Origin of the sequence: Streptomyces sp. ISL-98, from assembly GCF_018614055.1 — a bacterium.
Lineage (GTDB): Bacteria > Actinomycetota > Actinomycetes > Streptomycetales > Streptomycetaceae > Streptomyces > Streptomyces spiramyceticus.
Map to the genome: position 1 here is coordinate 1 of NZ_JAGGPB010000071.1, position 14,769 is coordinate 14,769.

Sequence of the window (14,769 nt, forward strand, 5' to 3'; positions counted from 1 at the left end):
CCGCCCCCCCCACCGCCGCCGCCTCCACCGCCTCCTCCCCCGCCACCGCCGCCCCCGCCGGTCGCCGAGCCCGTACGCCCGGAACCGCCACCACCGCCGCCCCCACCGCCACCGCCGCCACCTCCCCCCAGCCCGACTCCCAGCCCCACACCCACCCCGTCCCTCCGGCTGAAACCGCCCTCTCCCACCAGGGTCGCCATCCCCGTGTACCGGAAGGCAACCCGTAAGAAGCCCAGGGGCGGACCGTCCCTCGTGTCGCTCACGCTCCTGGTCACGGCCCCCGCGGTGTTCGCCGCCGCCGTGCTCCGCCCCCGATCCCGCTAGCTGACAGAGGTTCCCGTGTCGGAATGGCTTGTTCTGAGCATTGCGATGGCGTCCGCATGCGCGGTCGTCCTCACCATCACCGTCATCAATCACCGCCGCGTCGGCGACAACGACGACCCCTCCGAGACCCCGGATGTCATCGAGTACATGACGATGATGATCGGCGTGGTCTACGCGATCGTGCTGGGCCTCGCCATCGCCGGCGTCTGGGAGGGCCGCACCGCCGCCCAGGATTCCGTACGGCAGGAGGCCCAGGCCCTGCACGAGGTGAGCGCCCGCTCCGAGGTCTACCCCGCCGAGGTCCGCGACCGTATCCGCGCCGACGTCGACGCGTATGTCTCGTACGTCGTCCGCACCGAGTGGGATTACATGTCCGACCAGGGAACCCTCAGCGAACGCGGCACCGAACTCCTGGACCGGCTGCGCCGCGACGTCACCGACTACAAGCCCAGGACCGACCACGAGGGCCAGGCCTATCAGCCCCTGGTCGACCAAGTGGCCGCCGTGGACGACGCCCGGGGCGCTCGCGGACAGGGCGCGAGCGCCACCATGCCGGGCGTCGTCTGGTTCGGCCTCATCATCGGAGCGGTGGTCGCCGTCGGCCTGGTCTTCACCCTCCAGATCCGCCGCACCGGACGGGAACTGCTCCTGGCCGGCCTCTACAGCGCGCTCATCGCCTTCCTGCTCTTCCTCATCTGGGACTTCGACGCCCCCTTCGGCCGCGGCATTTCAGCCACCGCCGGACCCTTCATGGACCTCTTCCCGGACGCGACCGAGTGATGAGACCCCGGGGCTGACGGGGTCGGCTGTGCGCCGAGTGGGGGACACCATTGCCCCATTCGCACGACTGTGATCGCGCGCCTCCGTGACTGCTCCTAGCGTTCCGGGTATCGAGGTGCAATTTCCTGCCATGAGTGGATAAAGGTTCCGCCGCTGCTCCTCGGAGACCGGAGGATTTGACCATGCGCGCGATAACGCTCGCGTCGGCCGCCGCGCTCGGCGTTGCCGCTCTTTCGCTCGGCGCCCCTGGCGCCTCGGCCGCCGACGCCAAGGGCACCGCAGTGATCGGCACCGCCACCCCGTCGACCATCGCCGCCGGCGGACAAGTCACATTGACCGTCACCGGCTGCAATACGCCCGCCACCGTGACGTCCGGGGTGTTCGACACCACGACCATCCCCGTCGGAGGGTCGGCCACCGCGACGGTCGACTCGGACGCCAAGCGCGGCGCCGTCTACACGGTGACGTACAGCTGCACCAGGGGGACGGACACGTCCGACCTCACCATCGCCGGTGGCGCCACGTCCACGCCCACCGCCACCCCCACACCGTCGGTCACGCGCACGGTCAGCTCCACCACCACCCCCGTCCCGACCCGGCCCGCCCGAGGCGGTACCGGCGGCAGCGTGGGCGGGATGGACACCGGGGAGATCGTCGCCGGTGCGGCGCTCGTTGTCGCTGCTGCGGGAGGTGTGGTCTACGTACTGCGCCGACGGAGCAGCAGCCGGCAGAACTGACCGCTCGGCAGAATAGCTCCCTCCGCTTCACACGTCCGTCGCCCCGCGTCCTCACAGGGACTCGGGGCGACGGACGTTTCTGCGTGCTGCCCGGGAAGCGTGCTGCCCGGGAAGATCCGGAAGGGAAGGTACGCGCTGTCAGGAGCCGTGGTTGTTCATGCGCCGACGGCGCATGATGAAGATTCCGCCGCCGAGGGCCGCCGTACCGACGAGGGCCGCGCCGACCGCCATTTCCGTGTCGGACGGGTTGAGCGATCCGCCCAGACCGCCCTGCGCGCCGCGGCTCTCGAGGACGGTGAACTGATGCGTTGCCGTCAACGGATTGTCATTGCACTTGATGGCCAGGTTGTAGTGCCCGGGGGTGGCGTTGTGCCGGATCTTGGCGGTGGCGTACCCGGTGGCGCCCGCCGAGAGGCGGGCCGTCGGGAAGGCGTTGGACGTCACGGTGCCGCCGTGAGTGCAACCGGCGGCGCTGACCGTCATCCTGCCGCCCTGGTGGACCGAGAACGGGTTGACGTTGACGTTGCCCGGGCCGCTGCTGGCCACAGCAGCCGGAGCTGCGAGTCCGACCGCCGCGCAGGCCGCTACGGTCGCCGCGAAAGCGCGTGAAGCACGCATCGTAGAACCTCCTTGGGGACGGCGCCCCGGAGCGGTGCTCCGGGAAGATCGACGAGAACGCGTCCCAGGACGAACACTCACCGGGCCTCGCAACTACCGCATTTCGGGACTGGTCCACCCCGGTGAGGCGACACGCCGGTGTACAGCGCTTTGATCTGACGGAGCCGCAGGTCACAGACCGTCAGATACTTTTGTACGACGAGCTACCCGGATGGGTCACCGGAGGCCGCCACGCCACCCGTTCGCCTCTCACACCGCGCAGCTCCCACGTCCCGCACTTAGCGTCCGTACAGACGCGACGAAGGGAGCACCATGGGCCAGCAGTACAGCGGCTCGGATCCGAGGAAGCGCTCGCCGTGGGGGGTCCTGGCTCTGGTCATGCTCACCGGCATCGCGCTCATGCGGAACGGCGCCGACGTATCGCTCGGCCCCCCGCAGCCGGCCTCGGCCGCCGCACTCAAGAACATCCCCGACGCCGCCGCCACACCGGCGGCGCCGGCCGCTGTCCGGCCTCTGCCGTACGCCCCGGCCTCACGGGTCCGCGTCCCCGTCATCCAGGTCGACGCCCCGATCGTCGACGTGGGGCTCGACGCGGAGGGCTGGATCGACGCACCGCACGCCCAGGACCCCAACCTGGCGGGCTGGTACCAGAACGGCATCGCCCCCGGCCAGCGGGGCACCTCGGTCATCACCGGCCATGTCGACAACGACTCGGGTCCTGCCGTCTTCTTCGGTCTCGGCTCGCTCGAAAAGGGCAACCAGGTCGAGGTGATCCGCTACGACGGCCGCACCGCCGTGTTCGAGGTCTACGGCGTCGAGGTGTACTCGAAGGAGAACTTCCCGGGCGCCCACGTCTACGGGGACACCGGACACCCGGAACTGCGGCTGATCACCTGCGGCGGCGGCTATTCGAGGGCGACCGGTTACGCCGGCAATGTCGTCGCCTTCGCCCGCCTGGTCGCCACCCGCTGACGGGCGGCGACCAGGGCGGGGGCCGGTCCTCACATCCGGGGCATCGGGTTGGGCACCGCGATCCGGTACCCCGCATCGAGCAGCCACGGCAGGTACCTACGCAGGGCAGCCACGCTCTGCGCCCGGTAGCCGCCGGCGTCGTGCGACAGCACGACCACACCGGGCCCGGCGCCCTGGCGCACCCGGCGGACGATCGTGCCGGTGCCGGGCTCGCGCCAGTCCAGGGTGTCGAGGCTCCAGCCGAGCGGTTCCATGCCGAGCTCCGCGCCGATCTCGAACGAGCTGCGGCTCCACGCTCCGTACGGTGCGCGGTACCAGGCCGGGGCATACCCAACGGCCCGCTCGACCACCTCGCTGGTACGCCCCAGCTCGTCGCGGATGGCGTCGCGCGAGAGCCTCGGGATCAGCGGATGGGACCAGGTGTGGTTGCCGACGACATGCCCGTCGCCGGCCATCTCCCGCAGCAAGTCCCGGTGCCCGACTGCCATTTCGCCGCATACGAAGAACATCGCGCGCACGTCGTAATGGCGCAGGGTGCTCAGGATGTCCGGTGTGTAGCGCGGGTCGGGGCCGTCGTCGAAGGTCAGCACCATGCTGCCGCCGAGCCCGGCCAACCGCAGGAACGGCCGTTTCCGCACGGGCGAACGGGCGGGCCGGAATCTGGGCGGCGCGTGCGCCGTCATGGGCTGCAACCGGTACGACGAGACCCTGACCGGCGCACCGGCCTGGGGGCCTGCGGCCCGGGGCGGCCCTCCGGAGGAGGGAGGGCCGCCCGGCGGCTGGGCCTGGTCGGGGCTCAGAGCCCGCAGGACGGTGACGGCTCCGAGGCCGGCGGCGAGGCGCAGTATCATTCTGCGCCCCGGTACCATCTCATCCTTTTTCATGACTAATAGCTCGCACGGCCGCAGCCCCCGGCGGCCGACCAACACCGGCAACGGATGACGAAGTACCCAATGGGCGTACGGCACCTTTCACCTCAGCCGCACCTGGGCCATCATGAGCCGCCATCAGCCGACAGCCGTCAGCGGAGGTATCACTCATGGCCGGACTGCGGACAGGACACGGCGTACTGCGTCGCAAGCCCATCGAACAGATCGAAGAGGGCGGCGCGGAGGAGCGGCTGACCAGAACGCTGGGACTGTGGCAGCTCACCGCGATCGGCGTCGGCGGGATCATCGGCGCGGGCATCTTCACGCTCGCCGGTACCGTCGCGAACGGCACGGCGGGTCCCGCCGTCCTCATCTCGTTTCTGATCGCGGGTGTGGCGAGCGCGGCCGCCGCCTTCTCGTACGCCGAGTTCGCGGGGATGATCCCGAAGGCCGGTTCGGCGTACACCTACGGCTATGCGGTCCTCGGTGAACTCGCGGGCTGGTTCATCGGCTGGGACCTGCTGCTCGAATACACCGCGATCGTGGCGGTGGTCGCCATCGGCATCTCCGGCTACTTCAACTTCCTGGTCGAGGAGATGGGCGCCGAACTGCCCGCCTGGATGCTGGGGGCTCCCGGCACGGGCGACGGGCACCGGGTCGACCTGATCGCGGCGGTGCTGTGCCTGTTCATCGCGTATCTCCTGACGCTCGGCATCAAGAGCGCGGCGCGATTCGAGACGGTCGTTGTGGTGCTGAAGGTCCTGGTGGTGCTGCTGGTGATTGCCGTCGGCGTCTTCCACATCGAGACCTCGAACTACAACCCGTTCTTCCCGTTCGGGGTCGGCGGGGCCTTCACGGGTGCGGCGACGGTGTTCTTCGCGGTCTTCGGGTACGACGCCATGTCGACGGCGGCCGAGGAGTCCAAGGACGCGCAGCGCCACATGCCCAAGGCGATCATGTACTCGCTCGCGATCTCGATGGTGCTGTACGTGCTGGCCTGCCTGGTGCTGACGGGCATGCAGAACTACAAGGAGGTCGACCCGGAGAGCGGCTTCTCGACGGCCTTCAAGTCGGTGGGGCTCGGCGGGCTCGCGGATGTGATCGCGGTGGGCGCCATCATCGGCATCCTCACGGTCATGTTCACGTTCATGCTGGGGTGCACTCGGGTCTGGTTCTCGATGAGCCGCGACGGGCTGCTGCCGAAGTGGTTCGCCAAGACGCACCCGACGCGGCACGTGCCGGTCCGGGTGACCTGGATCGTCGGGGTCGCGTCGGCGGTGATCGCCGGGTTCCTGCCGATCGGTGAAGCGGCCGAACTGACCAATATCGGGATCCTGTTGGCGTTCGTCGTGGTGTGCATCGCCGTGATCGTGCTGCGGTACAGGCAGCCGGACCTGCCGCGCACCTTCCGCTGCCCCGGGATGCCGTTCGTTCCGGCGATCGGGGTGGTGTTCTCGATCTGGCTGATCACGTTCCTGAACTGGGAGACGTGGGCCCGCTTCGCGGTGTGGTTCGCGGTCGGCCTGGTCGTGTACTTCGCCTATTCGTACCGCAAATCGGAGCTGGCGAAGACGCAGCCCGAGGCTCGGGCGCGCGGCGAGGAGTAGGAGCGGGTGGGCGGGCCGTGGCCGTGGGCCGGGGCCGCCCGCTATTCGCCCATGATCAGGCCGGCTTCGGCGGCGTCCCGGCTGAGGACGACCTGGCGGATGGTGTCCCGTACGGACGTGTGGTCGGCTCCGCGGCCGATCGCGGCGTTGAGGTTCACCGTCCGGCCCGCGTCCGTGTCGAACCAGTGCGGTATGAACTCCGCCTTCCGCACCTCCCAGCGCTGCCCCGACCGTTCGGGCGGTGCGAAGGTGAAGCGGCCGATGGTGCCCTGGTTGCCGCGGGCGTCGAAGGCGCCCGTGTAGTTGATCATCGGGCCGGCGATCTGGTCGCCCATGCCGTAGATGATCCAGGTGCCGTTGACCTTCTCGTACGCCTGCGGGACGTGCGCGTGCGTGCCGAGTATCAGGTCTATGTCGGGGCGGCCCCCGGTCTGCGACGCGGTGAGCGACCTGCCCAGCCGCAGTTGCTGATCGTCGGGGGCGTCCTGCCACTCGGTGCCCCAGTGCAGCGAGACCAGCACGACGTCGGCGCCCTCGTTCCTGGCGGCCCGCGCGTCGGCGACTATCTTGCGCTCGTCCATCAGGTTCACCGCCCAGGGCCGGTCTTCGGGCAGCGGGTACCCGTTGGTGCCGTAGGTGTACGAGAGCTGGGCGACCTTGGCGGTGCCCGCATCCAGCCAGGCGGGCTGCCGGGACTCGGCCTCGGTGCGGGCGGAGCCCGCGTGCTTGACGCCTGCCTTGTCGAGCGCGCCGAGGGTCCTGTCTATGCCGGCAGTGCCCGCGTCCAGGGTGTGGTTGGACGCGGTGGAGCAGGCGTCGTAGCCGGTGGCCCGGAGGCCCGCGGCCACCTCGGGCGGGGACTGGAAGTTGGGGTAGCCGGTGTACGGGCCGCCGTCCGGGCCGTACACCGTCTCCATGTGGCATATCGCGAGATCGGCCTCGGAGACGACCGGCTTGGCGCCGGACAGCATCGGCCGGAAGTCGTAGCCGCTGCCGTCGGCGTCCCGTTTGGCCTGGCGGATGATCGAGGCGTGCGGGAGTACGTCGCCCGATGCGACGAGGGTGAAACCGCGCTCCTTCGCGAACGCGCCTGCCGCCGAGGGGGCCGAGCCGCGGTGCGTGGCCGCGTTGTGTCCTGTGCAGGCTGTCGCACTTCCGATCAGCAGGACGGTCACGGCCGCCGCCCCTTGCAGCTTTCGCTTCATCATCCGACCGACTTCCATGGTTGGGGATAGTCATACAAATGAACCCATAAGGGTGGTCAGTCGCATTTCAGGGGACGCCGCCGTCGCCCGATCAGGTGCCGGATACGGCCGGATGCCGCACCGTCCGAGGGACCGTTCGACGCGCCGCTCGTCGCACCGTTCGACCGCTCACCGCAAGCCCTTGCCGCCCGTTCGGCCGCCGCGTGCAGCGCAGCCGCAATCACGCCAGGCGGCGGATATCTTCGCGGCCGTCCGGCCTACGGCCACCCGGTCCCCCGAAGGAGTGTCAACGGTGACTTCCTCCCTCAAGCAGCACACCGACGAGCGGGCGCTCGCCGATCTTCAGCGCGAGCACGGCAAGGCGCTTCTCAGCTTCCTTCTCGGCCTCACCTACGGGGACAGGCAGCGGGCGGAGGACCTGCTCCAGGAGACCCTGGTACGGGCCTGGCAGCACCCGGAGGCACTGGCGAGCGGCCACGATTCGATGCGCCCGTGGTTGTTCACCGTGGGCCGCAGGCTGGCCATCGACGCCCGGCGTGCCCGCAGGTCCCGGCCGTACGAGGTAGGCGCCGACGCACTGGAGCACTCGGCCCTCCCCGACGACCACGCGGAACGCTCAGTGACCGCACTCGATGTGCGCGAGGCCGTCAGGACGCTGCGCGGCGCCCATCGCGAGGTGCTGACGCAGGTCTATTTCCGCGGCCGGTCGGTGGCGGAGGCGTCCGAGACGCTCGGCATACCGGCCGGCACCGTCAAGTCCCGTACGTGCTACGCGCTGCGCGCGCTCAGGAAGGCGTTGCACGGCTACGGGCTCGACACCCCCTGAGCCCCCCTTGTCACGCCCGCACCGCAGGTCAATTCTTCTCCCTCCTGTACCCGTGCAGACCAGGCCGAATTCGAAACCACAGCGCCCAAGTTGAGTAAAGACCCCACGCTGTGCGTGTCTGAGAGTGAAAGCTCGGCGATGCCCCGAAACACAGAAGAGATCCGTCCGGGAGAAGGTGGAGTGCTGTGCTGCCCGAGAGTACGAATGGCACCAGCGGAGACAGGCTTGCGGTACCGATGGCTTGGCTGTACGCCGAGTACATCGGCGACGAGCTGCTCCGCACGGGCAATCTGATTCCGCCCGGCACGCTCGAGTTCCGGGCGGGGCGGGAAACACTGGCGCTCACCATCTACCTGTCCGACAGCTCGGACGAGCTGTCCGGCATCCGCGTCGTGGCCGGCCTGGACGAGTGGCTCTCGCTCACCACGTACGGCCATCCCTGGGAGAAGTGGGTACGGGAAAGGCTCGCCGACCGTATGGCCCGCGCCGACGCCCGCAAGACGGTCGACCCCGACCTGGAACTGGCCCTGGCGTCATGGCGGTGGCTGAGCGACACCGAACTGCTCGCCGCCGACCTCGGCGGGGCACTCCCCGCGCCCCGGACACGGGAACTGGCGGACGATCCCGGGAACGACCCCGAAGACGGCCCCGGGGAGGACCTCGTGGACGAGAGCGAGAAGGTGTGGATGCCCGCCTGGCAGCTGGGGCTGCCGCTCGGTCATCTCGCCATCCACCTCTTCTGATTCTGATTCTGTTCCGGCTCGCGTCCGGCGGGCGCCGACGAGTGCACTCCCGCCCGGTACTTGGGGAATCGCAGCGTGATCTTCATGCCCGCACCGACGCCCGTCTCGATGACGAGTCCGTAGTCGTCCCCGTACACCTGGCGCAGCCGGTCGTCGACATTGGAGAGACCGATGCCGGACGAGGCGGTGTGCTCGCCCGCGAGGATCCGGCGCAGCCGCTCCGGGTCCATGCCGACCCCGTTGTCCTCGATGACCACCATGGCCTCGGAGCCCGCGTCCTGCGCCGCGATGGTGACCCTGAACTCGTCCCGGGAGTCTTCGAGCCCGTGCTTGACGGCGTTCTCGACGAGCGGCTGGAGGCAGAGGAAGGGCAATGCCACCGGCAGCACCTCGGGGGCGACCTGGAGCGTCACCTTGAGGCGGTCGCCGAAGCGGGCGCCGGCCAGCGCCAGGTACTGCTCGATGGAGCGCAGTTCGTCGGCGAGGTTGGTGAAGTCGCCGTGCCTGCGGAAGGAGTAGCGGGTGAAGTCGGCGAATTCCAGGAGGAGTTCGCGGGCGCGCTCCGGGTCGGTGCGTACGAACGAGGCGATCGCGGCGAGCGAGTTGAAGATGAAATGCGGCGATATCTGGGCGCGCAGGGCGCGGATCTCCGCCTCGACGATCCGGGTCCGTGAGCGGTCGAGTTCCGCCAGTTCCAGCTGTACGGACACCCAGCGAGCCACCTCGGTGGCGGCCCTGACCAGTACGGCCGATTCCCGTGACCCATACGCGACGAGCGCGCCCAGCACGCCCTCCTCGCCGGTCAGCGGGGCGATCACCGCCCACCGCAGCGGGCACTGGAGATCGTCGCAGTCCGTGCGTACGCTCTGGCTCCGCCCGGAGTCGAGCATCTCCCGTACGCGGCGCATCACCGGCTCCCGGTGATGGTCACCGCTGGGCCCGTCCCAGGCGAGCACCGTCTCGCGGTCGGTGAGGCAGAGCGCCTCGGTGCCGAGCAGGGAGCGCAGCCGGCGGGCGGCCTTGCGCGCCGTTTCCTCGGTGAGGCCCGCGCGCAGCGGGGGTGCGGCCAGCGACGCGGTGTGCAGGGTCTGGAAGGTGGCGCGCTCGACGGGCGTACCGAGGTCGAGGTCCCCGCCTCGCCCGTGGCGGGCGGTGAGACGGCCCAGGACGATGCCGACGGCGAGGAGTACGGCGCCGGCGGCGGCCAGTGCCGCGATTTCGATCCCGGTCATCGTTCCCCATTCACGCTCAGGCCCGTGTCGGCCTTCGCCATCAGGTCCTCGGGCAGGTGAAGTCTGGCCAGGGTGGCGGCCGTCCCGGCAGGTATACGGTCGCGGGTCGCCAGCGACACCAGCACCATCGTGAGGAAACCGAGCGGCACCGACCAGACGGCGGGCCAGGCCAGCAGCGAGTGCGACCAGCCGCCCGCGGGCAGCCCCGCCCTCGTCGTCATCACCGCGCTCAGTGCGGCCCCGCCGCCGACGACCAGGCCGGCCACCGCGCCCGGCGGGGTGAGTCCCCGCCACCAGATGCCGAGGACGAGCAGCGGGCAGAAGGAGGAGGCGGAGACGGCGAAGGCGAGGCCCACGGCGTCGGCCACCGGCACATTGACGGTCACGATGCTCAGCGCGAGCGGCACCGCCATGGCGAGGACGGTCGCGAGCCTGAAGTGGCGCACCCCGCGCGCCGGGAGGACGTCCTGGGTGAGCACGCCCGCGACCGACATGGTCAGCCCCGAGGCGGTCGACAGGAACGCCGCGAATGCCCCGCCCGCGAGCAGCGCCCCCAGCAGGTCGCCGCCGACGCCGCCGATGATCCGGTCGGGCAGGACCAGAACGGCGGCGTCCGCCTCCCCGGTGAGGGACAGCTCGGGAGCGTAGATCCGGCCGAGCGCTCCGTAGACCGGCGGCAGCAGGTAGAACGCGCCGACCAGGCCGAGTACAACGAGGGTGGTGCGGCGGGCCGCGGTGCCGTTGGGGCTGGTGTAGAAGCGCACGGCGACGTGCGGCAGCCCCATCGTGCCGAGGAAGGTGGCGAGGATCAGCCCGTACGTCGCGTACAGCGGGTGCTCCTCGCGGCTGCTGGCCAGCGGCTGCGACCAGCTGGACGCTCCCGCCCCCTCGGCGGCGGCCTTCTCCGGGACCTGGGCGTCGGCGGGGAAGCCGAGGGTCGTGCCCGCGCCGATGAGGTGGACGCCGGCGTCGAGGCCGAGCGGCTGCCGGTGGTGGCGCCGTTCGTCGACGCTGCCGGTCACGGTGACGCGCAACGGCCGGTCGAGGTCGATCCGTACCGTGTCGTCGATCGTGACGACCGTGTGCTCGCGGAACGTCGCGGGCTCCGCGAACCGTGCGCGCGGGGCGTCGTCCCCCAGCCAGGCGACGACGAGGAAGAGGGCGGGGACGAGCAGTGCGGTGAGCTTGAGCCAGTACTGGAAGGCCTGCACGAAGGTGATGCTGCGCATCCCGCCCGCCGCCACCGCCCCGGTCACGACGACCGCGACGACCAGTCCGCCGACCCAGTCGGGTGCGCCGGTGAGTATCTCCAGGGTCAGGCCCGCGCCCTGGAGCTGGGGCAGCAGGTAGAGCCAGCCGATGCCGACGACGAAAAGGCTGGCGAGCCTGCGGACCTGCGGCGATTCGAGCCTGGCCTCGGCGAAGTCGGAGAGCGTGTACGCCCCGGAGCGGCGCAGCGGGGCTGCGACGAGGACGAGGAGGACGAGATAGCCGGCGGTGTAGCCGACCGGGTACCAGAGCATTTCGGGGCCCTGGAGGAGGACGAGTCCGGCGACGCCGAGGAAGGAGGCGGCGGAGAGGTATTCGCCGCTGATGGCGGCGGCGTTGAGGCCGGGCTTGACGCTGCGGGAGGCGACGTAGAAGTCGGAGGTGGTACGGGATATGCGCAGGCCGAGGGCGCCGATGAGCACGGTGGCGAGCACGACGACGGTGACGGCGGCCACCGCGTACGCCTGGTTCACTCGACGCCACCCCGCGAAAGCTGTACGGGGAAGCGGTCCGGCCGGGGGGCAGGGACTTGTCGGGGTTGTCCTCCGGGAAGGCACAGCATCGTCCGGTCAGCGCCCTTCGACCAGCTTGCTGAACGCGCGCTCGTTGCGCTCCGCGCGCCGGACCTGCCATCGGGCGATCAGCCACATGACGGGGTACACGGCCACGCCGAGCGCCGCCCAGACGAAGGGCGCGGGCGACGGCAGGTCGGAGCCGGTGAAGACCTGCGGCAGCGCGAACAGCAGCGGCAGCGAGCCGACGAGCAGCACCAGGGCGCCGAGCGAGATCGCGGCCGTGCGCAGCTGACTGCGCATCAGGGAGCGGACGTACGTCGCTCCCAGCGTCGTCTGCTCGGTGATCTCGGACCGTGCCGGGGCGTGGCCGGGCGGCCGCCGCCGGGCGCTGCGGGGCACTCCGGTGACGATTTCGCGGCGGGGCTGCGGCTCTGCGGACATCGCCGGGAGTCTATGCAGCGGCACCCGGCGTGGGTAGAGGCAGCTGGTCAGCCGCTCGCGGTGGGGGTACCTCCCGTGCCCTTGGGGCTACGGGGGAGCATCAGCAGGTCGCGGAGCTCGCGGGCGTGGCGGCGGCTCACCGCGAGTTCGGCTTCGCCGACGCGCACGCTCGTCGCCCCCGCGTCCAGCCGCAGTTCGTCGATGCGGGCCAGGGCGACGAGGTGGCGGCGGTGTATCCGGACGAAGCCGCGGGCGGCCCAGCGCTCCTCCAGGGTGGAGAGCGGGATGCGCACGAGGTGGCTGCCGGCGGGCGTGTGGAGGCGGGCGTAGTCGCCCTGGGCCTCGACGTACGTGATGTCGTCGATCGGGATGAAGCGGGTCACTCCGCCCAGTTCGACCGGGATGTGGTCGACGGTGCCGGGCTGCGGCGGCAGGGTCGGCGCGGGAGCCCGTGCCGATTCCACCTGGTCGCAGACGCGGCGTACGGCCTCGGCGAGGCGCTCCCTGCGGACCGGCTTGAGGACGTAGTCGACGGCCTTGAGGTCGAAGGCCTGGACGGCGAACCCCTCGTGGGCAGTGACGAAGACGATGAGCGGCGGCCTGGCGAAGCCGGCGAGCAGCCTGGCGACGTCGAGTCCGGTGAGCCCGGCCATGTGGATGTCGAGGAAGACGACGTCGATGGCGTCGTCGCCGTCGGGGCCCGCGTCGAGCGCACGGTTGATCCGGCGCAGTGTCTCGGTGGCGTCGGTGGCCCCTTCCGCGCTGCGGACCCGGGGGTCGGCGCGCAGCAGGTAGAGGAGCTCCTCCAGCGCCGGTCGTTCGTCGTCGACAGCCAGTGCACGCAACATGGTGCGGAGTTTAGGAGACGTGTCCGGCAACCGGCACCTGAGCAGAAACGCGCTCATTTCCGTACCTGAGGACGACTGGGCCCGGTAAGCCCACCACACCCCCCATGAACCACGAGACCCACCCCACAAGGAACTGACTCATGAGCCCGAAGCAGCGGCATCGGGACGTCGGCGCGTATGCGCTCGGTGTCCTCGATCCAGCGGATTCGTTCCGTTTCGAGGAACACCTGGCCGACTGTGCCACCTGCGCCGTACGGCTCAGTGAGTTCGCCGGACTCGAATCGGCGCTGGCCGCGTTCGCGCACCCGGGCGGCGCCCACGGCGTGCTCCTGCCGGAGCCGCCCGGGCCCACGCTGCTCAACCAGCTGCTGGACGCGATCGAGACGGGGCGGCGGCGCAACGGCAGGCGCCGTTTGCAACTGATCGCCGCGGCGGCGGCGCTGATCATCGCCACGCCGGTGGCGGTGCTCGGCCTTCAGGCCCAGGATTCGGGCGACGACGCGGTACGCACGTACGCCGCCACGGACCCGGCAACGGGCGTCTCGGCAACCGTCGCGCTCCAGGAGCGGGGCTGGGGGTCGGGGGTCGGCCTCGAACTGGCACGGGTGAAGGGACCTTTGACCTGCAAGCTCGTAGCGGTCGGCAAGGACGGCAAGGAGCAGACGGTCACCACGTGGGCGGTGCCCGTCGGCGGTTACGGCTTCCCGGACGCCAAGGGCCACGAGGAGCCACTGCGCACGGAGGGCGGCGCGGCGCTGCACGGCGCCGAGATCGACCGGTTCGAGGTGCGCACACTGGACGGGCATCGCCTGGTCACGATCGAAGCGTGAGCGGACCCGGACCCGGACCCGGGCGTCGGGCCCTCGGGGACGGGCGAGCAGGCGTTCACGCGGGCCGGGTGTTACTTGACCGGGTGTTACTTGAGCAGCCTCGACAGCCGGCGGTCCGCGAGTGGCTTGCCGCCCGTCTGGCATGTCGGGCAGTACTGCAGCGACGAGTCGCTGAAGGACACTTCCCGGATGGTGTCGCCGCAGACAGGGCACGGTTCGCCGGTTCGGCCGTGGACCCTCAGTCCGCTCTTCTTCTCCGCCTTCAGCCGGCCCGCGGCGAGCCCGTGCGAGCGCTCGACCGCCTCCGCCAGGGTGGCGCGCATCGCCTCGTACAGCGTCGTGATCTCGTCCTCGGTGAGGTTCGCGACGGGCTTGAACGGGGACATTTTCGCGGCGTGCAGGATCTCGTCGCTGTACGCGTTGCCGATCCCGGCGATCAGGCTCTGGTCGCGCAACGCGCCCTTGATCTGGCGCCGTTCACCGTCGAGCAGGGCCGCGAACTCGGCGCGGCCGAAGTCCTCGGCCATCGGGTCCGGGCCCAGCCGTGCGATGCCGGGTACGTCGGCGGGGTCGCGTACGACGTACACCGCGAGGCTCTTCTTCGTGCCCGCCTCGGTGAGGTCGAAGCCCGCCCCGCCGGTGAGGGCGACGCGCAGGGCGAGGGGGCCTTTGCCGGGGCGGGGCGGGGCGGCCGGGAGTTCGTCCTTCCAGTGGAGCCAGCCCGCGCGGGCCAGGTGTGTCACCAGGTGCAGGCCGCCCGCGCCGATGTCGAGGAACTTGCCGTGCCGGGCGACGGCGGTGACGGTGGCGCCCTCCAGCGCGGAGAGCGGCGGGTCGTACGTCTTGAGGACGCTGACCGCGACCGGGAGGACCCGGGCGATCTCCCGTCGGACCAAGTGCGCGTCGAGGAACTCTCGCAGTGCTTCCACTTCCGGCAGCTCAGGCATGTTTCC

The 14,769-nt window shown here is 70.6% G+C and carries 15 protein-coding genes and 1 pseudogene; 8 read left to right on the forward strand and 8 right to left on the reverse strand.

The window, feature by feature from the left end:
• From J7I98_RS35590 to J7I98_RS35600, 3 genes and pseudogenes are all read left to right on the forward strand, one after another.
• Positions 1 to 227, forward strand: a pseudogene (locus tag J7I98_RS35590) (hypothetical protein); the annotation flags it as partial.
• Positions 228 to 339: 112 nt separating this feature from the next.
• Positions 340 to 1,104 carry a DUF4239 domain-containing protein gene (locus tag J7I98_RS35595; RefSeq protein WP_214929205.1) on the forward strand — a complete coding sequence of 255 codons (765 nt, stop codon included), beginning with the start codon at positions 340 to 342 and terminating at the stop codon, positions 1,102 to 1,104.
• A 182-nt stretch (positions 1,105 to 1,286) separates the two neighbouring features.
• Complete coding sequence (locus J7I98_RS35600) at positions 1,287 to 1,841, forward strand: hypothetical protein (RefSeq protein WP_214929206.1); 555 nt, start codon at positions 1,287 to 1,289, stop codon at positions 1,839 to 1,841.
• 138 nt (positions 1,842 to 1,979) lie between these two features.
• Here J7I98_RS35600 and J7I98_RS35605 read toward each other — a convergent pair whose 3' ends face one another.
• Complete coding sequence (locus tag J7I98_RS35605) at positions 1,980 to 2,459, reverse strand: hypothetical protein (RefSeq protein ID WP_214929207.1); 480 nt, start codon at positions 2,457 to 2,459, stop codon at positions 1,980 to 1,982.
• A 312-nt stretch (positions 2,460 to 2,771) separates the two neighbouring features.
• Here J7I98_RS35605 and J7I98_RS35610 point away from each other — a divergent pair, with 312 nt between their 5' ends.
• Positions 2,772 to 3,431 (forward strand): class F sortase, encoded by a 660-nt coding sequence (locus J7I98_RS35610; RefSeq protein ID WP_214929208.1) that lies wholly within the window; start codon positions 2,772 to 2,774, stop codon positions 3,429 to 3,431.
• A gap of 29 nt (positions 3,432 to 3,460) precedes the next feature.
• On the opposite strand, the gene J7I98_RS35615 is transcribed toward J7I98_RS35610, so the two are convergent.
• On the reverse strand, positions 3,461 to 4,282 hold the full coding sequence (locus J7I98_RS35615) for a polysaccharide deacetylase family protein (protein WP_374225209.1): 822 nt from the start codon (positions 4,280 to 4,282) through the stop codon (positions 3,461 to 3,463).
• A gap of 188 nt (positions 4,283 to 4,470) precedes the next feature.
• Here J7I98_RS35615 and J7I98_RS35620 point away from each other — a divergent pair, with 188 nt between their 5' ends.
• Positions 4,471 to 5,907 carry an amino acid permease gene (locus tag J7I98_RS35620; RefSeq protein ID WP_214929210.1) on the forward strand — a complete coding sequence of 479 codons (1,437 nt, stop codon included), beginning with the start codon at positions 4,471 to 4,473 and terminating at the stop codon, positions 5,905 to 5,907.
• A gap of 41 nt (positions 5,908 to 5,948) precedes the next feature.
• On the opposite strand, the gene J7I98_RS35625 is transcribed toward J7I98_RS35620, so the two are convergent.
• Complete coding sequence (locus J7I98_RS35625; protein WP_214929211.1) at positions 5,949 to 7,115, reverse strand: CapA family protein; 1,167 nt, start codon at positions 7,113 to 7,115, stop codon at positions 5,949 to 5,951.
• A 280-nt stretch (positions 7,116 to 7,395) separates the two neighbouring features.
• Between J7I98_RS35625 and J7I98_RS35630 the strand changes: the two genes are divergently transcribed.
• A complete protein-coding gene (locus tag J7I98_RS35630) occupies positions 7,396 to 7,938 on the forward strand; it encodes a sigma-70 family RNA polymerase sigma factor (RefSeq protein ID WP_308378047.1) in 543 nt (180 codons plus the stop codon).
• Between the two features lie 236 nt (positions 7,939 to 8,174).
• Entirely contained in the window at positions 8,175 to 8,681 is a 507-nt protein-coding gene (locus tag J7I98_RS35635) for a hypothetical protein (RefSeq protein WP_214929213.1), read from the forward strand.
• Here J7I98_RS35635 and J7I98_RS35640 read toward each other — a convergent pair.
• From J7I98_RS35640 to J7I98_RS35655, 4 genes are all read right to left on the reverse strand, one after another.
• Positions 8,657 to 9,913 carry a sensor histidine kinase gene (locus tag J7I98_RS35640; protein WP_214929214.1) on the reverse strand — a complete coding sequence of 419 codons (1,257 nt, stop codon included), beginning with the start codon at positions 9,911 to 9,913 and terminating at the stop codon, positions 8,657 to 8,659. The two genes, J7I98_RS35635 and J7I98_RS35640, sit on opposite strands and share 25 nt — an antisense overlap.
• Positions 9,910 to 11,655, reverse strand: coding sequence for a cation acetate symporter (locus J7I98_RS35645; protein ID WP_214929215.1), 1,746 nt, complete (start codon positions 11,653 to 11,655; stop codon positions 9,910 to 9,912). The genes J7I98_RS35640 and J7I98_RS35645 overlap by 4 nt, the downstream gene beginning before the upstream one ends.
• A gap of 96 nt (positions 11,656 to 11,751) precedes the next feature.
• Complete coding sequence (locus J7I98_RS35650) at positions 11,752 to 12,138, reverse strand: hypothetical protein (protein ID WP_214929216.1); 387 nt, start codon at positions 12,136 to 12,138, stop codon at positions 11,752 to 11,754.
• 47 nt (positions 12,139 to 12,185) lie between these two features.
• Positions 12,186 to 12,986 (reverse strand): LytTR family DNA-binding domain-containing protein, encoded by an 801-nt coding sequence (locus J7I98_RS35655; RefSeq protein WP_214929217.1) that lies wholly within the window; start codon positions 12,984 to 12,986, stop codon positions 12,186 to 12,188.
• A gap of 140 nt (positions 12,987 to 13,126) precedes the next feature.
• On the opposite strand from J7I98_RS35655, the gene J7I98_RS35660 reads away from it, so the two are divergent.
• Entirely contained in the window at positions 13,127 to 13,816 is a 690-nt protein-coding gene (locus tag J7I98_RS35660) for a zf-HC2 domain-containing protein (RefSeq protein ID WP_214929218.1), read from the forward strand.
• A gap of 86 nt (positions 13,817 to 13,902) precedes the next feature.
• On the opposite strand, the gene J7I98_RS35665 is transcribed toward J7I98_RS35660, so the two are convergent.
• Entirely contained in the window at positions 13,903 to 14,763 is an 861-nt protein-coding gene (locus tag J7I98_RS35665) for an Fpg/Nei family DNA glycosylase (RefSeq protein ID WP_214929219.1), read from the reverse strand.
• Positions 14,764 to 14,769: the final 6 nt, after the last annotated feature.